Source organism: Streptomyces roseus (assembly GCF_001044425.1).
GTDB lineage: Bacteria > Actinomycetota > Actinomycetes > Streptomycetales > Streptomycetaceae > Streptomyces > Streptomyces roseus.
In genome coordinates, this window is sequence record NZ_LFML01000049.1 from 1 (window position 1) to 19,567 (window position 19,567).

The 19,567-nt window shown below is 74.3% G+C and carries 19 protein-coding genes; 10 read left to right on the forward strand and 9 right to left on the reverse strand.

Going from position 1 to position 19,567, the window contains the following annotated elements:
• The first annotated feature begins 96 nt into the window (after positions 1–96).
• Both coaE and ACS04_RS12600 read left to right on the forward strand, forming a co-directional pair.
• Complete coding sequence (gene coaE / locus ACS04_RS12595) at positions 97–741, forward strand: dephospho-CoA kinase (RefSeq protein ID WP_048476659.1); 645 nt, start codon at positions 97–99, stop codon at positions 739–741.
• A 66-nt stretch (positions 742–807) separates the two neighbouring features.
• Positions 808–1,215 carry a tetratricopeptide repeat protein gene (locus ACS04_RS12600; protein ID WP_245236379.1) on the forward strand — a complete coding sequence of 136 codons (408 nt, stop codon included), beginning with the start codon at positions 808–810 and terminating at the stop codon, positions 1,213–1,215.
• Between the two features lie 15 nt (positions 1,216–1,230).
• On the opposite strand, the gene ACS04_RS12605 is transcribed toward ACS04_RS12600, so the two are convergent.
• Positions 1,231–1,491: a DUF6343 family protein gene (locus tag ACS04_RS12605; RefSeq protein WP_048476766.1), complete on the reverse strand. Its 261-nt coding sequence runs from the start codon at positions 1,489–1,491 to the stop codon at positions 1,231–1,233.
• Positions 1,492–1,688: 197 nt separating this feature from the next.
• On the opposite strand from ACS04_RS12605, the gene ACS04_RS12610 reads away from it, so the two are divergent.
• Together ACS04_RS12610 and ACS04_RS12615 are read left to right on the forward strand one after the other, a co-directional pair.
• Entirely contained in the window at positions 1,689–4,649 is a 2,961-nt protein-coding gene (locus tag ACS04_RS12610) for a DEAD/DEAH box helicase (RefSeq protein ID WP_398024326.1), read from the forward strand.
• Positions 4,650–4,691: 42 nt separating this feature from the next.
• A complete protein-coding gene (locus ACS04_RS12615) occupies positions 4,692–5,897 on the forward strand; it encodes an SWIM zinc finger family protein (protein WP_048476661.1) in 1,206 nt (401 codons plus the stop codon).
• Here ACS04_RS12615 and ACS04_RS12620 read toward each other — a convergent pair.
• Positions 5,878–6,426: an HAD domain-containing protein gene (locus ACS04_RS12620; RefSeq protein ID WP_048476662.1), complete on the reverse strand. Its 549-nt coding sequence runs from the start codon at positions 6,424–6,426 to the stop codon at positions 5,878–5,880. The genes ACS04_RS12615 and ACS04_RS12620 overlap by 20 nt on opposite strands.
• A 126-nt stretch (positions 6,427–6,552) precedes the next feature.
• Between ACS04_RS12620 and ACS04_RS12625 the strand changes: the two genes are divergently transcribed.
• Entirely contained in the window at positions 6,553–7,254 is a 702-nt protein-coding gene (locus tag ACS04_RS12625; protein ID WP_107438594.1) for a chaplin, read from the forward strand.
• On the opposite strand, the gene ACS04_RS12630 is transcribed toward ACS04_RS12625, so the two are convergent.
• Positions 7,255–7,935 carry a DUF2293 domain-containing protein gene (locus ACS04_RS12630; protein ID WP_048476664.1) on the reverse strand — a complete coding sequence of 227 codons (681 nt, stop codon included), beginning with the start codon at positions 7,933–7,935 and terminating at the stop codon, positions 7,255–7,257.
• A 153-nt stretch (positions 7,936–8,088) separates the two neighbouring features.
• Between ACS04_RS12630 and ACS04_RS12635 the strand changes: the two genes are divergently transcribed.
• Complete coding sequence (locus ACS04_RS12635; protein WP_053080756.1) at positions 8,089–8,463, forward strand: cupin domain-containing protein; 375 nt, start codon at positions 8,089–8,091, stop codon at positions 8,461–8,463.
• An 85-nt stretch (positions 8,464–8,548) separates the two neighbouring features.
• Here the strand turns inward: ACS04_RS12635 and ACS04_RS12640 are convergent, their stop codons facing one another.
• The gene (locus ACS04_RS12640) at positions 8,549–9,994 is read right to left on the reverse strand and encodes a WGR domain-containing protein (RefSeq protein WP_048476665.1); all 1,446 of its coding nucleotides are present in this window, start codon (positions 9,992–9,994) and stop codon (positions 8,549–8,551) included.
• A 91-nt stretch (positions 9,995–10,085) separates the two neighbouring features.
• On the opposite strand from ACS04_RS12640, the gene ACS04_RS12645 reads away from it, so the two are divergent.
• Together ACS04_RS12645 and ACS04_RS12650 are read left to right on the forward strand one after the other, a co-directional pair.
• Positions 10,086–10,739, forward strand: coding sequence for a nucleoside/nucleotide kinase family protein (locus ACS04_RS12645; protein ID WP_048476666.1), 654 nt, complete (start codon positions 10,086–10,088; stop codon positions 10,737–10,739).
• Between the two features lie 166 nt (positions 10,740–10,905).
• Positions 10,906–11,553: a hypothetical protein gene (locus ACS04_RS12650; RefSeq protein ID WP_053080757.1), complete on the forward strand. Its 648-nt coding sequence runs from the start codon at positions 10,906–10,908 to the stop codon at positions 11,551–11,553.
• Here ACS04_RS12650 and ACS04_RS12655 read toward each other — a convergent pair.
• Both ACS04_RS12655 and ACS04_RS12660 read right to left on the reverse strand, forming a co-directional pair.
• Positions 11,522–12,505, reverse strand: a complete 984-nt coding sequence (locus ACS04_RS12655) for a carbohydrate kinase family protein (RefSeq protein WP_048476667.1) — start codon at positions 12,503–12,505, stop codon at positions 11,522–11,524. The genes ACS04_RS12650 and ACS04_RS12655 overlap by 32 nt on opposite strands.
• The gene (locus ACS04_RS12660; protein ID WP_048476668.1) at positions 12,502–13,428 is read right to left on the reverse strand and encodes a pseudouridine-5'-phosphate glycosidase; all 927 of its coding nucleotides are present in this window, start codon (positions 13,426–13,428) and stop codon (positions 12,502–12,504) included. The genes ACS04_RS12655 and ACS04_RS12660 overlap by 4 nt, the downstream gene beginning before the upstream one ends.
• Before the next feature lie 243 nt (positions 13,429–13,671).
• On the opposite strand from ACS04_RS12660, the gene ACS04_RS12665 reads away from it, so the two are divergent.
• Positions 13,672–14,034, forward strand: a complete 363-nt coding sequence (locus ACS04_RS12665; protein ID WP_048476669.1) for a cupin domain-containing protein — start codon at positions 13,672–13,674, stop codon at positions 14,032–14,034.
• Here the strand turns inward: ACS04_RS12665 and ACS04_RS12670 are convergent.
• The 3 genes from ACS04_RS12670 to ACS04_RS12680 all read right to left on the reverse strand — a co-directional run bounded on the left by ACS04_RS12670 (position 14,024) and on the right by ACS04_RS12680 (position 17,106).
• Positions 14,024–15,331, reverse strand: a complete 1,308-nt coding sequence (locus ACS04_RS12670) for an MFS transporter (RefSeq protein WP_048476768.1) — start codon at positions 15,329–15,331, stop codon at positions 14,024–14,026. The two genes, ACS04_RS12665 and ACS04_RS12670, sit on opposite strands and share 11 nt — an antisense overlap.
• Positions 15,332–15,492: 161 nt before the next feature.
• Entirely contained in the window at positions 15,493–16,056 is a 564-nt protein-coding gene (locus ACS04_RS12675) for a methylated-DNA--[protein]-cysteine S-methyltransferase (protein ID WP_048476670.1), read from the reverse strand.
• A 51-nt stretch (positions 16,057–16,107) separates the two neighbouring features.
• The gene (locus tag ACS04_RS12680; RefSeq protein WP_048476671.1) at positions 16,108–17,106 is read right to left on the reverse strand and encodes a glycerophosphodiester phosphodiesterase; all 999 of its coding nucleotides are present in this window, start codon (positions 17,104–17,106) and stop codon (positions 16,108–16,110) included.
• Between the two features lie 259 nt (positions 17,107–17,365).
• Between ACS04_RS12680 and uvrB the strand changes: the two genes are divergently transcribed.
• A complete protein-coding gene (gene uvrB / locus ACS04_RS12685) occupies positions 17,366–19,534 on the forward strand; it encodes an excinuclease ABC subunit UvrB (RefSeq protein ID WP_048476672.1) in 2,169 nt (722 codons plus the stop codon).
• Positions 19,535–19,567: the final 33 nt, after the last annotated feature.

Consider the following 19,567-nt stretch of genomic DNA (forward strand, 5'->3'; position numbering starts at 1 on the left):
CGCGAGGGTCTCCAGGTTTGTCGTCACACACAAACCAACGAGACCCTCGCTTCATGCGCCCAAGGACTTCGGACTTACTCGTCTAGTCTGCTGGACATGCTGAAGGTGGGCCTGACAGGCGGAATCGGTGCCGGCAAGAGCGAGGTCTCGCGGCTGCTGGCGGGGTACGGGGCGGTCGTCGTGGACGCCGACCGCATCGCGCGCGAGGTCGTGGAGCCCGGCACGCCGGGACTGGCGGCCGTCGTGGCGGCTTTCGGGGAGTCCGTACTGACCTCCGAGGGGAGGCTGGACCGGCCGAAGCTGGGCTCGATCGTCTTCGCGGACCCGGCGAAGCTGCAGACCCTCAACGCGATCGTGCACCCGCTGGTCGGGGCCCGGTCGGCCGAGCTGGAGGCGGCCGCGGGGGCCGGCGCGATCGTGGTGCACGACGTACCGCTGCTCGCGGAGAACGGCCTGGCGCCGCTGTACGACCTGGTGGTCGTGGTGGACGCCGCCCCGCAGACCCAGCTGGCCCGGCTGACCGGGCTGCGCGGGATGGCCGAGGACGAGGCCCGGGCCAGGATGGCCGCGCAGGCGACGCGGGAGCAGAGACTGGCGGTGGCCACGCTCGTGATCGACAACGACGGGCCGCTGGAGGCACTGGAGCCGCAGGTGCGCAAGGTGTGGGCGGAGCTCAAAGAGCGGGAAGCGGCGGCCGGGGCCTCAGGCGGTCACGGTGCCCCCGGTGCTGCCGGTGCGTGACGGGCACATGGAATAGCGGGCGGGGTGCGGGGCGTTGAACGGGCCCGCAGAGGGAAGGATCAGACCGTGTCCGACACCACGCCGCCGCCCATACCGGCGCAGCCGCCTTCGCCGTCCGGCTCGTCCCCCGAGACCCACGTCATCGATTACCGGGCCGCCGAGCAGCTGCTGGCCGCGCGGGACCCGCGGGGCGCCGTGAAGCTGCTCGACTCGGTCATCGCCGCGCACCCGGAGAACACGGCGGCCCGGCTGCTGCGGGCCCGCGCCTTCTTCGCCGCCGCCCAACTGCGTCCGGCGGCGCTGGAGTTCGAGCTGGTGCTGGAGCGGGAGCCGGACAACGCCTTCGCGCACTTCGCGCTGGCCCGTACGCACGAGCGCTCCGGCCGCCCCGAACAGGCACGCAAGCACTTCCGGCTGGCGGCAGCCCTGGACCCGCAGCCCGACTATCTGGCGGCGGCCCGCTTCGAGGAGTAGCGGGGCCGGCCGGGATCACCGCCGGCGCGGAGGCTCGTACGGGGGGATGTCCGGGCCCGGCTGGTAGTGCGGGCCCTGGTGGATGTGGTGCAGGACCACGCCCAGGTCCACGAGGGCGAGCACCGCGACCACCCCGCAGGCGGCCGCCCACCCGGGACGGCCGACCAGCGCGAACGCGGCGGTCCCGGCGGCAGCCCAGATGAACCCCCACAGACTCAGCCAGAACCGCAGCCGCAGCGGACTGCGGGCGGTGACCGGCTCGTTTCCGGATCGCATGAGCATCGCCTCGGTTCCATGGTCCCACTCATCCCAGGACGAGGCGGTTCACGGCGGTGGTGGCCGCCGCTTGGAGCCGGTCGTGCCGTCCGGGTCGTCGAACCGGCATCTGCGCAGGCCGGCGGCGTTGTCGGTGTCGCCGCCTAGACTCGACGGCAGAGGTGACCCGCCCGTAACCGGCCCCTCCGCATCCGACCATGCCGAGAGCGACCGCACCGAGAGGGAGAGGAGACGACACCGTGACACCGAACGCGCACCCGCGCGCGCAGCCGCCCGCGACCGCGCCGCCCGCGTCCGCGCTCCTGCGCCATCCCGCCGTCTTCCTCCCCGCCGCCGTCCCCCGCGAGGCGCGCTTCGCTTTCTGGGCCCCCGGCGGTGACGCCCTCCCGGAGGACGGCGCCGGAACCCCGGCCCCGCTCACCGTCGTGCGCCCCCACGGCCAGGGGATCCGCACCCGTACCGTCCCCTCCCGCACCCTCTCCGTCGCCGACGCACTGCCGCTCCTCGCCCGCGCCCCCCGTGGCCCCCGCGGCCCCGCCGTGCACCCCGCCACCCGCGCCTGGGGCGCCGCCGCCCTGCACGCCCTCGCGCTCGCCGCCCGCGGCCGGCTCCTCCCCGGCGTCACCCCCGACGGGATCGACGCCTGGCGGGCCGGCCCGCTCGACGCCGAGGACGTCGGCCACCTCCGGGCGGTGGCCGCCGCCCTCCCGTACGAGGGGTACGCGACGCCCCTGACCGGCCGCCGCCCCCTCCAGCTGCCCGACCCGGAGGCGCTGGTCCGGGCCTTCCTCGATGCCGTCGCCGACAGCCTGCCCCGCACCCCGGCGGCGCCGCTGGCCGCGGGGCGGCCTTTCGCGGCGCGGGAGCCCCAGCGGGTGCCGGGGATACAGGAGTGGGCCGCGCAGGTCGCGGCCGGCGCCGATGCCGGCGTCGGGATCTCGCTGCGGCTCGACCTGTCCTCGTTCAGCCTCTTCGACCGGCCGGACGACACCGGGGGCGCCGAGGACGCCGGGCAGCCGGACGGCGAGCGGCCGCAGGCGCAGGAGGTCCGCCGCGCAGGCGCCGCCGTGGTCCAGGTGCACAGCCTCGCCGACCCCACCCTCGTCACCGACGCCGCTCTGCTGTGGGCCGGCGCCGCCGCCGCCGGGTTCGGACCGCGCGCCCGGATCGACGCCGTACTGGCGCTGCGCCGGGCCGCCCGGGTCTGGCCGCCGCTGCTGCGGCTGCTGGACCAGCCGGTCCCCGATGTCCTCGCCCTCTCCGATCCGGAGCTCGAAGACCTCCTCGGCAGGGCCGCGAACCGGCTGGCGGCCGCCGGAGTCCTGGTCCACTGGCCGCGCGACCTGGCCCGTACGCTGTCGGCGACCGCGGTCGTACGGTCCACCGCGCCCGGCTCCGCCACCGACGGCACCGCCTTCTTCGACGCCGGCCACCTCTTCGCCTTCTCCTGGGAACTCGCGCTGGGCGGCGACCGGCTCACCCCTGGGGAGATGGACGCGCTGGCGCAGGCGCACCGGCCCGTGGTGCGGCTGCGGGACCAGTGGGTGCGGGTCGACCCCGAGCTGGTGCGCAAGGCGCGCAAGCGGGAGCTGGGCCTGCTGGACCCGGTGGACGCGCTGGCCACCGTACTGACGGGGACGGCCGAGGTGGACGGGGAGCCGGTGGAGGCGGTTCCGGTCGGCGCGCTGGCCGCCCTGCGGGAGCGGCTGACCGGCGAGCTGGCCCCGCTGCCGCAGCCCGTCGGGCTGAAGGCGGCCCTGCGCGACTACCAGGCGCGCGGCCTGGCCTGGCTGGACCTGATGACCTCGCTCGGGCTCGGCGGCTGCCTCGCCGACGACATGGGCCTGGGCAAGACGGTCACGCTGATCGCCCTGCACCTGCACCGGGACCGCCCCGCGCCGACGCTCGTGATCTGCCCGGCCTCGCTGCTGGGCAACTGGCAGCGGGAGATCGAGAAGTTCGCGCCCGGCGTCGCCGTGCGTCGCTTCCACGGGGGCAGCCGCAGCCTGGACGGACTGGCCGGCGGGTTCGTCCTCACGACGTACGGGACGATGCGCGCGAGCGCGGCCCGACTGGCCGAACAGCCCTGGGGCATGGTCGTCGCCGATGAGGCGCAGCACGTGAAGAACCCGCATTCGGCCACCGCGAAGGCGCTGCGCACCATCCCCGCGCCGGCCCGGGTGGCGCTGACCGGAACCCCGGTGGAGAACAACCTCTCCGAGCTGTGGGCACTGCTCGACTGGACGACGCCCGGGCTGCTGGGCCCGCTGACCTCCTTCCGGGCGCGGCACGCCCGCCCGGTGGAGCACCAGCAGGAGGAGGACGGGGGCAACGAGGCGGCGGTGGCCCGGCTGGCCGCGCTCGTACGGCCGTTCCTGCTGCGGCGCAAGAAGTCCGACCCGGGGATCGCCCCCGAGCTCCCGCCGAAGACGGAGACCGATCATCCGGTCTCGCTCACGCGCGAGCAGGCCTCCCTCTACCAGGCCGCGGTGGACGAGGCGATGGCCGTGATCGAGGCGAGCGAGGGCATCGAGCGGCGCGGCATGATCATGAAGCTGCTGGCCTCGCTCAAGCAGATCTGCAACCACCCCGCGCAGTACCTGAAGGAGGAGCAGCCCCGGATCCCGCACCGTTCGGGCAAGCTGGCCCTGCTGGACGAGCTGCTGGACACGATCCTCGCGGAGGACGGCGCGGTGCTGGTCTTCACCCAGTACGTGACGATGGCCCGGATCATCGAGCGGCACCTGGCGGCCCGGGGGATCTCCCACCAGCTCCTGCACGGCGGGACGCCGGTGGCCCGCCGCGAGGAGCTCGTGGACCGCTTCCAGTCCGGCGAAGTCCCGGTCTTCCTGCTCTCGTTGAAGGCGGCGGGCACCGGCCTGAACCTCACGCGGGCCGGCCACGTCATCCACTTCGACCGCTGGTGGAACCCGGCGGTGGAGGAGCAGGCCACCGACCGCGCGTACCGGATCGGCCAGACGCAGCCCGTCCAGGTCCACCGGATCATTGCCGAGGGCACCGTGGAGGACCGGATCGCCGAGATGCTGGAGGCGAAGCGAGCTCTGGCCGATGCCGTGCTCGGCTCGGGCGAGTCGGCGCTGACGGAGCTGACCGACCGGGAGCTGGCCGACCTCGTCTCCCTGCGCAGGCCCGCATGACCAGGGCGTGGAGGTCCGCATGATTTCGCCGGGGAGGTCCTCATGATCACCGCGAGGGACGACCGCCGCCGCACCTTCGAGACGGTGCCGCCCGGGGTGGAGGCCGCGAGCTGGTGGGGCCGGGCCTGGGTGGCCGCGCTCGAAGGGGCGTCCGGAGACCCGGCGCGCCTGGCCCGGGGCCGCACGTACGCGGTGGAGGGCCATGTCGACGCGGTCACGGTCACCCCCGGCCGGATCGTGGCGTACGTGCGGGGCAGCCGCGTCCGCCCGTACCGCACCGAACTGGCCCTGAGCCCCTTCACGGACACCGAGTGGAGCGAGCTCCTGGAGGAGGTCGCCGCGGACCCCACGGCTCTCGCCGGCCTGCTGGAGCGCGAGGTTCCGCGGTCCCTGGCGGGGTCGGTCCTGCCCGGCGTGCGTGAGCTCGTCGCGCGCTGCTCCTGTCCGGACACCGCCCGCCCGCCGTGCAAGCACGCCGCGGCCCTCTGCTACCGGGCGGCCCGCCTCCTCGACGAGGACCCGTTCGTCCTGCTGCTCCTGCGCGGCCGGGGCGAACGGGAGCTCCTGGACGAGCTGACCCGGCGCAATGCCGCCCACGCCGCCCGCGAACAGCCGGACACCGCACCGGACTTCCCCGGGGTCCCGGCCCGCGCCGCGCTGGCCCGTACGATCCTGGCGCCGCTGCCCGCCCCGCTGCCCGCGCCCGCCGCCGTGGGCCTCCCGCCCGCCTACCCGGCCGACCCGGCGGCCCCCGATCCGCTGGCCCTGGACCAGCTCGCCACGGACGCCGCGGCCCGCGCCTTCGCGCTCCTGACCACGGCCGAGGACCCGATCGCCGGGCTCACGCTCTGGCAGGACGCCGTCCGCCTGGCCTCCGCGCACCACACGGCCGGTCTGACGGGCGCGGCCCGCGCCCTCTACCGGGACCTGGCCCGCGCCACCGGCCGCACCACCACCGACCTGGCCCGCGCCGCCGCGGCCTGGCGCCAGGGCGGGCGGGCCGCCTTGGCCGCGCTCGAAGAGCCCTGGGACCCTCCGGCCGGCCCCTTCGACCGGGCGCGTCCGGCCCTCATCGCCGCCTCCCAGGGCGCCTTCCGCCCCGAGCGCAACCGTCTGACCGCGCGCACCCGCCAGCTCCGTCTGGGCCGCGACGGCCTCTGGTACGCCTACGAGTCCCGCCCGGACACCGAGGACTGGTGGCCGACGGGCACCCCGGCGGCCGACCCGCTCACCGCGCTGCGCCGCTGATCTGCGCCGCCCAGCGCGTCAACGTGGCGAAGTCGCGCTCGCGCAGGCCGTGGCGGGGGTGGATGGTGAGGAGGAGGGCCGGGGCCGGGTGGTGGGCCGCGATCCAGGCGCGGTCCTGCGGGGTGATCATGTCGTCGACCCAGGCGAAGGGCCGGCCCGCGGCCCAGTCGATGAGCGGGCGGGTCTTCCAGAAGAGACCGTCGGGGTCGGCGGCGAAGAGTTCCGGCCATTCGATGACGGGAAGATCGCCGGGTAGTCCGATGTGCGGGGCGATCATCGTGTTGGCCTGGTGCATCCAGGCGGTGGCCCAGGTGAGTTCGAACGGCAGGGCCAGCAGGCGGGCGCCGTGCGCGGGGTGCAGGCGGACCCGCAGTCCGCGCCGCGCGCCGCGCGATCGGGGGTCCCGGCCGGCCATCCAGTCCGCCGGGTGCATCCGGTGCGTCGTGTATCCGCGCAGCCCCGCGATGCGGGACCGGAAGGGGTTCAGCGGGCCGTCCACGTCGAGGAGCAGGAGCGGGCGTTCAGTCATGAAGTAGGCATTACCCAGTACACGATGGGGTGAAATGCCTACCTGCTCTATAACCCGAACGGGTTTACCGCGTTGTTTCCGGTACGGGTGCAGCGCCCGTGAACTTCTTCGGGAGGCAGGGAACTCATGCGTCACAGTCGTCGGAATGGCGTGATCGCGGCGGTGGTTGCGGGAGGTGGACTGGCGGTCGCGGGTGTCGGCGGTTTCGCCTACGCCGATGCGGACGCGGGCGGGAAGGCGGAGGGCTCGCCGGGGCTGCTGTCGGGGAACCTGGTGCAACTGCCGGTGCACACCCCGGTGAACGTGTGCGGGAACACCGTGAGCGTGGTCGGACTGCTCAACCCGGCCGCCGGCAACCGCTGTTCCCAGCAAGGCGGTGGCGGTGACGGGCATCCGGGGTCGGCGTCCTCGCATCCCGGGAAACCGCGGGCGGGGGCCGGCGGCTCCCAGACGGGCGGGGGAGCCCGTGCCGAGGGAGGAGGAAAGGATTCACCGGGGCTGCTGTCCGGCAACGGGATCCAGCTCCCGGTCGATGTCCCGCTCAACGTCAGCGGCAACTCGGTGAACGTCGTCGGGATCGGCAACAGCTCCACCGGCAACACCTCCGTCAACGGGGAGGGGCCCAGCGGCGGCAAGCCGCCGCAGCCGGCGCCGACGCCCGTCGTGGCGCCCCCCGTCACGGCGCCGGCCGTCACCGCGCCCGCGCCGCCGCAGCACGGTCCGGCGCTCGCCCACACCGGCGCCGACGGCGCCGGCTACCTGCTGACGGGCGGCGGCGCTCTGCTGCTGGGCGGGGTGCTGCTCTACCGCCGCTTCCGCCTCGGATAGTCAGGCCCGGGGCTCGGTGCCCGGGGCGGGCGGGAGCCTGCGCCAGGCGTCGAGGATCGCGTCGATCCGGGGTGCCAGCCGGGCCCGGGCCGCGAACCGCGGGACGCCCGCCATGAGCAGGGCGTCGTACTCGGTGTCGGTGTGCCTGACCGCAGCCCGGACCGCCACCGACACGGCCTGTTCGGTCAGAGCCCGGCCCGCCGCCGTACGGCCCACCCGGCCGCTGCCGCGCAGCGAGGCATGGGTGGCCATCGCGACCGCCCGATCGGCCGGGCACCCCGGGAACAGCCGTACGATCTCGGCCGCGAAGGCCGCCGTGAACCGGGTGTCCTCGACCGCGCGGCGCAGCCGGTCGCGCTCCCGGCGGCGGGCCCGCGCCTCGGCGTCGGCGAGACAGGCGCGCTCCGCGAGGGCCAGGGCGGGGTCCTCGACCAGGAGCCCCTGGCGCTCGTAGCGGCGTCGCCGCTTGTTGAAGCGGACGACGACGGCGGAGAGCGAACTCGCCTCCCGGGCCCGCCGGGTGAGGGCGGCGTCCCCGCGCGGCAGGTAGACCAGGTGTCCGAGGTCGGCGCAGTCCAGGCAGCGGGGCACGCCGACCTCGCGGACCAGATGCCGCAGCGGCCCCTGCCGGCACTCCGCGCAGTGGATCGGCTTCAGCGACTCGAAGACCACGAGGCTCATGACGATGTGATACCGCTGTCCGGTCTGCTTATCACCTTGCCGAAAATGGCGGTTGTGGTTTCGCCAACTTTCCCGGATGGCCGATTGCCCCCCTACCGTGAGCCGTTGGGGCTGCGGTAGGGCCGTGATGCCCAGGGGGAAGGGGTGCATCGCATGGGCGGATGGCAGCCGACGGCGCGGCTCGCGCGAGCCGTGGACGGCGGAGCGGAGGGCCTCGCGGGCCGGGAGGTGGTCATAGAACCCGGCGGCTGCACCGGCTGGCACTTCCACCGCGTCCCGCTGATCGCACTCGTCAAGTCCGGGACGCTGACGCGGATCCTGCACGACAACTCGGTCGTCGTGCACCGCACCGGCACCAGCTTCGTCGAACCGCCCGGCCCCGACCACCTGCACCTCGGCCGCAACCTCGCCACCGTACCGGTCGTGCTGTACGTGACCTGCACGCTCGCCGAGGACGAGGCCTTCTCCATACCCGCGGACGCCCCGCCCGGCGCCGCACCCTGCGCGTGCCCGGGGAGCCTTGCCTGACCCGGTCCGCCCCGCGCGCCCCCCGGTCGCCCCCCGCGGACGAACCCCCGGTCGCGCCCCCCGGACGCGTCGCCCCGCGCCCCGCTCAGACCAGGCGGCGTATCTCCCCGCGCACCCGGTAGAAACCGCCCGAGGCCGCGTGCAGCCCGTCCACCACGTACCGGGCACCCGGCTCCCGGATCCCGCGCGGGAACTGCACGTTCCACGAGGGCTCGAAGCCGCCCGACACCACCTGCACCCGCATCCGGCCGCCCTGCTGCACGCACTCCACCACCACACCGCCGGGCGGGGCCGCCGCCACCGAGACGGTCGCCACCGCCGAGGCGGAGGCCGCCGGGGTGAACACCGGCAGCGCGGCCGCCGACTTCACATCCACCGCCGTCGGCACCGAGCCCGCCTGGGCCGCCAGGATCGCCGCCTCGCTCGCGTCCATGCAGATCAGGGACCCGTCCGTGGTGACCAGGTACAGCCGCTCGTCCAGGTACTGCATGGACAGGGCGGAACCGCCTCCCGTCCCCAGCTTCCACACCCGCCGCCCGTCGGCGTCGAAGCAGTACACCGACGCGGCGTTGTCGGCGGCGAAGACGTGCCGCCCGTCCGGTGAGGTGGCGCACGCGTACACCGCGTCGTCGCAGCGGTACGAGGCCTCCTCGGCGCCCGTCGCCTTCGACAGCCGCTGCACGGTGTGGCGCCCGGTGCCCGCGTAGACCGCGTCGTCCTCCTGCCAGCCGAACAGCACGTTGCCGTTGGTCGGCCGGTGCCACAACTGCGCCCCGCCGTCGGCCGCGTACGCCGTCACGCCCTTGTTGTGCCCGTGGTAGACCGCCCGCCCGTCCGCCCGGACCATCCACGCGTTCGCCCCCGACGACCGCCGCGACCACTGGAACTCGTCCTCGTGGTCGATGACCGTCAGCCCGCCGCTGCGGTCGGACACGCTCAGCACGCCCTCGTGGATGTCGAGCCAGAAGATGTCCACATCCGCAGCGATGTCGTAGGCCCCGAACGGCACCTTCGAGGACAAGTCGTACACCGTGCCGTCGTCACAGCCCGCGTATATCCAGAAATCGTCTGCCACCAGGCATTTCACCCCGTCCGGCAGCGAGTACCGGGCCAGGACCTCGCCCCCGTGGCTCAGCGTGTGGACGTCCCCCGCCTGGTTCCCCACCCAGCAGCGGTCCTCGTCCACATGGATCCCGAACGCCGAGGAGCCCGTACGGAACCGCCACAGCACCGGGGCCACCGCCCGCGCCGTCGACGGCGCCGAGGTGACCTGGCGGCGCGAGACCGCCCGGGCCGCGCGCGCCCCGGCCACGGCCGGCGCGTACCCCTTGCGGACCTTCTCGCCGATCTTCTTGGCCGCGGCCGCCCGGGCCTTGTCGACGGTCGGGAACGAGGAGGTCTGGGACTGGCCGTCCGCGCCGATGCGCCCGTACCGCACCGAGACGGCCGTGCCGTCCACGGTCACCTCGTAGAACTTGTGGGCACCGCCGCCCTCCTGCGACAGCTCCAGATACGTCGTCTCGCGAGCCATGACAGACCCCTCCCCAAGGCCGGGCCAACGGCTCTTTCCCGCCGGTGATCCCTCGTGAAAAACGTTAGGGCCCGGCACTGACAATGGGCCCGTGCAGCTGGAAGCGATCACATGGCAGCGGATGGCCGAGCGGCTCGCCGGCCACCTCGACGAACACGGTTCCCCGGCGGGGGAGGAGACCTGGCAGCGGGTGGGCATCGACGGAGCGCCCGCCGCCGACACCGGCGTGCTCGCCGGCCACCTCGCCGACGCGCTGCGCCTGCGCAGCCGCCCGGCCCTGGTGGTGGCGGCCGAGGGGTTCCTGCGCCCGGCCTCCCTCCGCTTCGAGTTCGGCCGGGAGGACGTGGACTCCTACCTCGGCGCCTGGTACGACACCTCCGCCCTGTGGCGCGAGGTGTTCGCCCCCACCGACCCCGGCGGCACGGGTCGCGTGCTGCCCGACCTGTGGGACCCGGCGACCGACCGGGCGACCCGCAGCCCGTACGCCGAACTCCCGCCGGGCGGCGTCGTGATCGTGCACGGCCCGCTGCTGCTGGGCCACTGGTTCCCCTTCGACCTCAGCGTCCACATCCGCCTCTCCCCGGGGGCGCTGGCCCGCCGCACCGAGGAGTCCGCCCGCTGGACCCTGCCCGCCTTCGCCCGCTACGAGGCCGAGACCGACCCAGCGGCCCGGGCCGACGCGGTGGTCCGGGCCGACGACCCCCGCCACCCCGCCTGGACGGGACTCACCGGTCCCACCGGCTGACCGCCGCGCCCCCGGTCCGTCACGGACGTACGGGATCCGCGACAACGCCGTCGCGGGCCGGTGACGAACGGGATCCGGCCATCGCCCCCGCCCCCCGCCGCGGCCTACGTTGACACCACGCTTCGACGGCGCCCACCCGGTGGCGCCTTGGCAGGGGGAGACGGCAATGGGCGCAAGCGGTACGGCGGTTCAGGGCCCGAGACGGCTGCGGCGGCAGGCGGCCGCCGCCCTCGCGCTGTGCGGCGCCCTGACCCTCACGGCCTGCGACGGCGACGACGGCGGCGACGCGGGAGCCGCCGGCACGGGTCCCGGCGCGAGCACGGCGAGCCCCTCGGCCACGGCCCCCGCTCCCGCCCCCACCGCGCCCGGCGGAGCGACGCCGGCCGCCTCCCCGGCGTCCCCGAAGAAGCCGAGCCCGAGCGCGAGCGCCCCGGACAAGCCGAAGCCGCCCGCACCCGGACCCGCCTGCGCCTCCAAGGACGCCGTCTCGCCGAACGAGATCGCCGTCAACCGCTACACCCCCGAGGGCGGCCAGTACAGCCTGATCGTCAAGCGCGGCCACTGGGGCTGCCCCGTCGCCGGCGGCGCCACCCCCTTCGTGACCGTCGGCGAGGAGACCTGGATCCCGATCGCCGAGGACGCCGCGATCGGCGTCCACGCCCCCATCCTCTCCGGCTCCGCGAACAAGCCGATCACCACGCATGAGCTCACGTCCTGGCTGGAGACCCACCCGAACAAGGGCCTGGTCTTCCACTACGACGTGAACAAGGCGGGCGTGATCGTCACCCTCGGCCAGGAGGAGTACACCTCGTAGCCACGCCCGGGGCCGAAGACACCTCCTGCGGGCGCCCGCCCAGCCGGGTCACGGCACGCGCGGCGGCCCGGCACCCGGCCCGCGCCGCGTCCGCGGGCCCCGCTCCCGCGAGCCGGGCCGCCAGGAACCCGCCGGTGAACGCGTCCCCGGCCCCCGTCGAATCCACGGCCTCGGCCGGCTCCGCCGACACCTCGGCGGTCACCCGGCCCCCCTCCGCCACGAGCGCCCCGGCCGCACCCCGGGTGACCACCACCAGCGGCACCCGCCGGCTCAGCCCGGCCGCCGCCCGCGCCGCCCCGGCCCCCTCCGGCAGGCCGGCCAGCAGCCGCGCCTCGTCCTCGTTGGGCAGCAGTACGCCGATCCCCGCCACCGCGTCGAGGAAGCGCTCCGGACCCAGCCCGGCCAGGAACCCCGCCGAGGCCGGGTCCACGCTCACCGGCACGCCCCGGGCGCGGGCGGCCCGCAGCGCGACCAGGGCCAGTTCGCGGCTGCTGTCGGCGAAGAAGAGGTAGCCGGACAGGTGCAGATGGCCGGCGCCGTCCAACAGGGCCGGATCCCAGTCCTGCCGGCTCAGCCGCAGCGCGGCGCCGCTGTCCGTGAGGAAGGTGCGCTCCGCGTCCTTGCCGACCAGCGCCACCACCGTCCCGGTCGGCTCGGCCGGATCGACCACCAGCCGCGGCCGCACCCCCGCGTCCCGCAGGCACCGCTCGTGCCACCGGGCCGATTCCGCGCCCACCCGCGCGAGCAGGCGGACGTCCGCCACCCCCGCGTGGGCCGCCCAGCAGGCCGCGTTGGCCCCGGCGCCGCCCGGCAGGGTCCGGATCCGAGCGGCCGTGTCCGTGGCCGGCGTCAGAGGCTCCGGATGCACCGCCACGATGTCCGTGACCACGTCCCCGACGACCAGCAGCGCCCCGGGCGCCCCGGCGGGCTCCCGGTCGGCAGCCGCCGTCACGGACGCGCCGCCCAGGCCCCCGCGATCCTGGCCCCGAGCGCGACGTTGCCCCGTACCGCCGCCAGGTTGGCCTCCAGCGAGGCCCCGCCCGTGGCCCGTACCAGGAACTCCAGCAGGAACGGGGTCACGGCCTGTCCCGTGATCCCGCGCGCGCGGCACTCCTCCAGGGCCTCGGCCAGCACCCGGTCGTGCACGCGTGGATCCAACTGCTCCGCCTCCGCGACCGGATTGGCGACCAGCAGCGCCGCGTCCGGCCCGCCGAGGGCGTCCTGGGCGGCCATCACCGCGGCCACCTCCTGCGGCCGGTGGACGGTCCACTCCACCGGCTCGCCGGAGCTGGCCAGGTAGAACCCGGGGAAACGTTCCGTCCCGTACCCCAGGACGCCCACCCCGAGCGTCTCCAGCCGCTGCAGCGTCGCCGGTACGTCCAGGATGGACTTCACCCCGGCGCACACCACCGTGATGCGCGTGCGCGCCAGCAGCGCCAGGTCCGCCGACTCGTCCTGGGTCTGCGCGTACTCCCGGTGTACGCCGCCCAGCCCGCCCGTGGCGAAGACTCGCAGCCCCGCCCGCGCGGCCAGGAAGGCCGTCGCGGACACCGTCGTCGCACCGGTCGCGCCCGTGGCGAGGGCGGGCGCCAGGTCCCGGTGGCCGAGCTTGCGCACCCCCTCGCCGCCGGCGATCCGCTCCAGCTGCGCCTTGTCGAGCCCGGCGTACGCCACTCCGTCGACGACGGCGATCGTGGCGGGGACCGCGCCCTCGGCGCGCACCAGCGCCTCCAGTTCCGCGCCCACGGCGAGATTGCGGGGGCGCGGCAGGCCGTGCGCGATGATCGTCGACTCCAGCGCCACGACGGGACGGCGCCGCTCCAGCGCCTCGCGGACCTCTTCGGACAGGACGGGGACCTCGAATGATGTGTGCATGTCCCATCCATGGCACGCGATCCCGGCCGCCAAACGCCGCCGCCGCACCCGTGCGGAACCGCTCCGCGTGGCGTGCCCGCCGAACTCCCGGACCCGCGCGCCCGCTACGGCGAGCCCGCCGGCCGGGACCACACACAGGACGCGGCCCCGGGACCGGCTGGACAGGTTGACCGCTCCGGCGGGCGGAGCATGGACGTTGTGGTCACCGCGGCGCGCCGGACGAGCGGATTAGGGTGACTCGCCATGAGCACCAGTGAGCACGGTCCCGCCTCGTTCGCCGTATCCGTACCGGACGCCGAACTGGAGGTCGAGGACCTCGATCCCGGCCAGATCCTCTCCGGCGAGCCCGTCGTGACGGGCAAGGTGCTGTGGGAGTCCCCCGACGGCAGGCAGGTGCGCGGCATCTGGCAGATCACCCCGGGCGTGGTCACCGACACGGAGGCCGACGAGCTGTTCGTCGTGGTCAGCGGTCGCGCCACCATCGAGGTGGAGGGCGGCGCGACCCTGGAGGTGGGCCCCGGCTCCGCCTGCGTGCTCCGGGAGGGCGACAAGACCACCTGGACCGTCCACGAGACGCTGCGCAAGGCCTACCACATCAGCTGCTAGGGGCAGCAGCAGCGGGGGCGGGCGCGGCGGGGTGGCGGCGCGCGGTGAACAGGGCCAGCGCCGCCATCGGCAGCAGCAGGGCCGCGCCGATCGCGTTCAGCCAGCCGTAGCCCGCGTGCGACATGACCAGCCCGGCGGCGGCGCCGCCCACGCCCGCGCAGGTGTTCATCGTGAGGTCGCTCAGACCCTGTACGGCCGCCCGCGCGGACTGCGGCACCGAGTCGGTGAGCAGGGCCGAGCCGGAGACCATCCCGGCGGACCAGCCGAGGCCGAGCAGGAACAGCCCGACCGCGCTCTGCGCGTGGCTCGGCCCGGCGGTGCCGGCGAGCAGGGCGGCCACCGACAGCAGACCGGCCGCCAGCCCGATCACGGCCAGCCGGCCGACCCGGTCCGCGAGCCAGCCCATGACCGGGGAGAAGGCGAACATGCCCGCGATGTGACCGCTGATCACCAGGCCGACGAGCTCCAGCGTGGCGCCGTGGTGGCCCAGGTCGACCGGGGTCATCACCATGATCGAGACCATGGCGGTGTGGGACACCGCGACGGTGACCAGGGCCAGGCGCGCCCGGGGCGAGGCCCTGACGGCCGCGAACCCGGCGCGCAGCGAGCGGCCGCCCTTGGCCTGCTCCGCGGGCGGGGCCAGCTCCCGGGCCGTCAGCAGCGGGTCGGGCCGCAGGAACAGTGCGAGCACCGTGCCGGTGAGGACGAAGACGGCGCCGGCCCACACGAAGGGGCCCGCCGTCTGGGGTATCGAGGTCCCGGCGAAGCTGCGGCCGGCCGGGGCGGAGAGGTTGGGGCCGAGCACCGCGCCCAGGGTCGACGCCCAGACGACGAGGGAGACGGCCCGGGCCCGGCGGTCGGGGGCGGCGAGGTCGGCGGCCGCGAAGCGGGCCTGGAGGTTGGCGGAGGAGGCGGCGCCGAAGGCGGCCATGCCGAGCATCAGCAGCGGGAAGTTCTTGATCGTGGCGGCCAGGACCACCAGGCCCGCGCCGAGCGCGCCGATCCCGTACCCGAGGACCAGCCCCGGCCGCCGGCCGCGCGCCGTCATCAGGGCGGCGAGCGGGAGCGAGACCGCCGCGGTGCCGATCACGGCGGCCGTGGAGGCGAACCCGGACAGCGCCTCGGTGCCGCTGACCTCCGTGGCGAGGACCGGGGCGAGGGCGATGCTGATGGGCACGCCGACGCCGCCCAGCATCTGGCTCGCGATCAGTACCGAGGAGACGCGGCGCTGGAGCCGGGGCAGGTCCGCGGGGCTCACGGGCGGGGCGGTGCGGGCGGTGCCGGATATCGCGGTCATGCCGTACACCCCCGTCGCGGCGGCGCAGGGCTGTGGACGGGCGCGGTGCGGCCGGAGGCGGTGGAAGTGGTCACCGCGGCAGTTTCCCACCCCCGGTGGCTGGACGGAACGGCCTCGCGCCCCCCTGCGATCCCCGGGCCCGCGCCCCCGGCCCCCACCCGTCAGAACAGCGGCTGCGGCAGGACGCCCTCCAGGGCCAGCAGGCTGCGCTTGGTCTCCACCCCGCCGCCGAAGCCGCCGATCCCGCCGTCGTTCTCCACGACCCGGTGGCAGGCCACCACCAGCGGCAGCGGGTTCGACCCCATGGCGTTGCCCACGGCCTGGGCCGCGCCCGGCTGGCCGACCCGGGCCGCGAGCTCCCCGTACCCGACGACCGCCCCGTACGGCACCGAGCGGTCCAGCTCCTGGAGCACCTGCCGGTTGAAGCCGGAGCTGAGCCGCCAGTCCAGCGGCAGCTCGAAGCGTTTGAGCGAGCCCGCGAAGTACGCCTTCAGTTGGCGTATCGGCTCGGCGAGCAGCACCTCCTGCCCCGGCGCCGGGCGCCGGGCGTCGGCGCCGAGCCGCGAGACGAGGGAGTCGATCATCTTGTCGATCCGGTCCGGCGCGGCATGGAACTCGACCCGGACCAGCCCCTCCGGGGTCGCGGCCAGGAGCAGGGGGCCGATGTCGCTGGGGACGACGGTCCATTCCAGGTGCGGCCCGCGGGGCCGCTCGGTGCTGTCCACCCCTCCACGGTAAGGGGAGGGTCCGACAACCCGGCCTGCGGGCCGACGGCGCTACTTCGCGGACCGCCCCTGGCGGGCGAAGGCCCCCAGCACCGCGTGCCGCACCACGTCCGGGGCGTTGGTGATGATCCCGTCCACGCCCATCCCCTGCACCTTCCGGGCCGTCGCCGCGTCGTCGACGATCCAGGTGTCCACCTCCATCGCCTTGCCGTGGGCGCCCCGCAGGTCGTGCACCGCCGCCACCCAGTCGGCCGAGATGGTGGTGTGCCACGGGTTGATCCGGTCCGTGAACCGGGCGTACTTCGGCAGGTCGGCGACGGTCGGGGTGCCCAGGAAGGCCGTCACGAGGTCCGGGCGCAGGTCGTGCACGATGCGGACGGAGTCGGCGCTGAAGCTCTGGACGACCAGCCGGCGCTGCACGTGGTCCGCGTCGAGCCAGCCGGCGTCGTCCAGCACCTGGAGCGTCTGCTTCTCGACGCCGGGGTAGAGCTCGGGCTTCTTGGTCTCCAGGAGCAGCCGCTGGCGGTTGTGGTCCACCCGGTCGAGGTACTGGCGCAGGGTGGGCACGCGCTCGCCCGCGAACTCCTCGCCGAACCAGCTGCCCGCGTCGAGGGTGGCGATCTCCGCCGCCGTGAAGTCCTTGACCCGCCAGGGCTTGCGGTCGGGGAAGGCCTGCTCGACGTCGGTGGTGCGGGCCAGGGTGTCGTCGTGGACCACGACCAGCTCGCCGTCCTTGGTGCGCTGGACGTCGTTCTCGACCCAGTCGAAGCCCAGCCGCCTCGCGAGGTCGATCGCGGCGAGGGTGTTCTCCGGGGCGTACGCCGAGGCGCCGCGGTGGGCGTACACGACGGGACCCAGCAGTCCCGGAGCGCCTGCGGGGCCTGCGGTGCCGGCGGGGCCTGCAGTGCCTGCGGGGGCGCCGGGGCCGGAGCCGGAGGGGGAGGAGGGGACGGAGGGACCGGTGGCGGCGGAGGCGGCCGTCCCGCCCAGCAGGGTCAGGGTGAATCCCAGGAATGCGGCGGCGGCCGCGGCGGCGGGTCGGACGTACATGTGCGTTCTCCTCGTTTCGGGAGCCCTGTTCCTGCGTCAGACGCGTGCGGACTGGCAGACGTTGCGGCGATGCACTACACGGGTGACCTTTACGGCGATCATGCGGTCGAAGATCACCGCGCCGCCACCGAACTACGACAAACGGACCAGAACGGGGGACGTCCGCACCGCCCGCCGGACGCGCCGGGCCGCAGCCCGCCGGAGCGCCCGCGAGCCGCGCGGCTGCGTGAGTGTCGGTGGGGGGTCGTACGGTGGACTCATGCGGCCCGTATCGAAGATCGAACGCACGGTGGCGCCTTTCGAGGTCGTCAGCCCCTACCAGCCCAGCGGCGACCAGCCGGCGGCCATCGCCGAGCTGGAAAAGCGCATCCGTGCAGGTGAGAAGGATGTCGTCCTGCTGGGCGCGACCGGCACCGGCAAGTCGGCGACCACTGCCTGGATGATCGAGAAGCTCCAGCGCCCCACGCTCGTGATGGCGCCGAACAAGACGCTCGCCGCCCAGCTGGCGAACGAGTTCCGCGAGCTCCTTCCGAACAACGCCGTCGAGTACTTCGTGTCGTACTACGACTACTACCAGCCCGAGGCTTACGTACCGCAGTCGGACACTTACATCGAGAAGGACTCCTCGATCAACGAGGAGGTGGAGCGGCTGCGCCACTCCGCGACCAACTCGCTCCTCACCCGGCGCGACGTGATCGTCGTCGCCTCCGTGTCCTGCATCTACGGCCTCGGCACCCCGCAGGAGTACGTCGACCGGATGGTCCCCCTCAAGGTCGGCGAGGAGATGGACCGGGACCAGCTGCTGCGCCGCTTCGTCGACATCCAGTACACGCGCAACGACGTGGCCTTCACCCGCGGCACCTTCCGCGTGCGCGGGGACACCATCGAGATCTTCCCGGTCTACGAGGAACTGGCCGTCCGCATCGAGATGTTCGGCGACGAGATCGAGGCCCTCTCCACCCTGCACCCGCTGACCGGCGAGGTCATCAGCGAGGACCGCGAGCTGTACGTCTTCCCCGCCAGCCACTACGTCGCCGGCCCCGAGCGCATGGAAAAGGCGGTCCGCGGCATCGAGGCGGAGCTGACCGAGCGCCTCGCCGAGCTGGAGAAGCAGGGCAAGATGCTGGAGGCCCAGCGGCTGCGCATGCGCACCACGTACGACCTGGAGATGATGCGCCAGATCGGCTCCTGCTCCGGCATCGAGAACTACTCGCTGCACATGGACGACCGCGAGCCCGGCTCCGCGCCCAACACCCTCATCGACTACTTCCCCGAGGACTTCCTCCTCGTCATCGACGAGTCGCACGTCACCGTGCCCCAGATCGGCGCCATGTACGAGGGTGACGCCTCGCGCAAGCGGACCCTGGTCGACCACGGTTTCCGGCTGCCCTCCGCCCTCGACAACCGGCCGCTGAAGTGGGAAGAGTTCCAGGAGCGCATCGGCCAGACGGTCTACCTGTCGGCAACCCCCGGCAAGTACGAGCTCTCCCGGGGCGACGGCTTCGTCGAGCAGATCATCCGCCCCACCGGCCTCATCGACCCCGAGGTCGTGGTCAAGCCCACCGAGGGACAGATCGACGACCTCGTCCACGAGATCCGCCAGCGGGTGGAGAAGGACGAGCGCGTCCTGGTCACCACCCTCACCAAGAAGATGGCCGAGGACCTCACGGACTACTTCCTGGAGCTCGGCATCCAGGTGCGCTACCTGCACAGCGACGTCGACACGCTGCGCCGCATCGAGCTGCTGCGCGAGCTGCGCGCCGGCGAGTACGACGTCCTGGTCGGCATCAACCTGCTGCGCGAGGGCCTCGACCTGCCCGAGGTCTCGCTGGTGGCGATCCTCGACGCCGACAAGGAGGGCTTCCTGCGCTCCGGGACCTCCCTGATCCAGACCATCGGCCGCGCGGCGCGCAACGTCTCCGGCCAGGTCCACATGTACGCGGACAAGATGACCCCGGCGATGGAGAAGGCCATCGAGGAGACCAACCGGCGCCGGGAGAAGCAGATCGCGTACAACACGGCGAACGGGATCGACCCGCAGCCGCTGCGCAAGAAGATCAACGACATCGTCGCCACCATCGCCCGCGAGGAGCTGGACACCGAACAGCTGCTCGGCACCGGGTACCGCCAGGCGAAGGACGGCAAGGCCGCCAAGGCTCCCGTGCCGTCGCTCGGCGTGGTCAAGGCGGGCCAGGTCACCGTGGGCGGCAAGCAGGTCAAGGGCGCCAAGGCGGCCAGGGCGGCCAAGGACGCCGCGGTGCTGACGGACCGTCCGGCCGAGGAACTGGCCGCGCTCATCGAGCAGATGACCGAGCGGATGCGGGGGGCCGCCGCCGAGCTCCAGTTCGAGGTCGCGGCCCGGATCCGCGACGAGGTGGGCGAGCTGAAGAAGGAGCTGCGACAGATGAGGGAAGCGGGCCTCGCCTGACCCGGAGCCGGTCAGTAGGGTTGGCCGCAGCCG

Excerpts from the sequence above, each read along its gene's own strand:
- ACS04_RS12625 (WP_107438594.1), top strand. The coding sequence starts at position 6,553 with ATGCGTCACAGTCGTCGGAATGGCGTGATCGCGGCGGTGGTTGCGGGA.
- ACS04_RS12665 (WP_048476669.1), top strand. The coding sequence starts at position 13,672 with ATGAGCACCAGTGAGCACGGTCCCGCCTCGTTCGCCGTATCCGTACCG.
- ACS04_RS12640 (WP_048476665.1), bottom strand. The coding sequence starts at position 9,994 with ATGGCTCGCGAGACGACGTATCTGGAGCTGTCGCAGGAGGGCGGCGGT.
- ACS04_RS12635 (WP_053080756.1), top strand. The coding sequence starts at position 8,089 with ATGGGCGGATGGCAGCCGACGGCGCGGCTCGCGCGAGCCGTGGACGGC.
- ACS04_RS12650 (WP_053080757.1), top strand. The coding sequence starts at position 10,906 with ATGGGCGCAAGCGGTACGGCGGTTCAGGGCCCGAGACGGCTGCGGCGG.
- ACS04_RS12615 (WP_048476661.1), top strand. The coding sequence starts at position 4,692 with ATGATCACCGCGAGGGACGACCGCCGCCGCACCTTCGAGACGGTGCCG.
- ACS04_RS12620 (WP_048476662.1), bottom strand. The coding sequence starts at position 6,426 with ATGACTGAACGCCCGCTCCTGCTCCTCGACGTGGACGGCCCGCTGAAC.
- coaE (WP_048476659.1), top strand. The coding sequence starts at position 97 with ATGCTGAAGGTGGGCCTGACAGGCGGAATCGGTGCCGGCAAGAGCGAG.
- ACS04_RS12660 (WP_048476668.1), bottom strand. The coding sequence starts at position 13,428 with ATGCACACATCATTCGAGGTCCCCGTCCTGTCCGAAGAGGTCCGCGAG.
- ACS04_RS12680 (WP_048476671.1), bottom strand. The coding sequence starts at position 17,106 with ATGTACGTCCGACCCGCCGCCGCGGCCGCCGCCGCATTCCTGGGATTC.
- ACS04_RS12630 (WP_048476664.1), bottom strand. The coding sequence starts at position 7,935 with ATGAGCCTCGTGGTCTTCGAGTCGCTGAAGCCGATCCACTGCGCGGAG.
- uvrB (WP_048476672.1), top strand. The coding sequence starts at position 17,366 with ATGCGGCCCGTATCGAAGATCGAACGCACGGTGGCGCCTTTCGAGGTC.
- ACS04_RS12610 (WP_398024326.1), top strand. The coding sequence starts at position 1,689 with ATGCCGAGAGCGACCGCACCGAGAGGGAGAGGAGACGACACCGTGACA.
- ACS04_RS12670 (WP_048476768.1), bottom strand. The coding sequence starts at position 15,331 with ATGACCGCGATATCCGGCACCGCCCGCACCGCCCCGCCCGTGAGCCCC.
- ACS04_RS12605 (WP_048476766.1), bottom strand. The coding sequence starts at position 1,491 with ATGCGATCCGGAAACGAGCCGGTCACCGCCCGCAGTCCGCTGCGGCTG.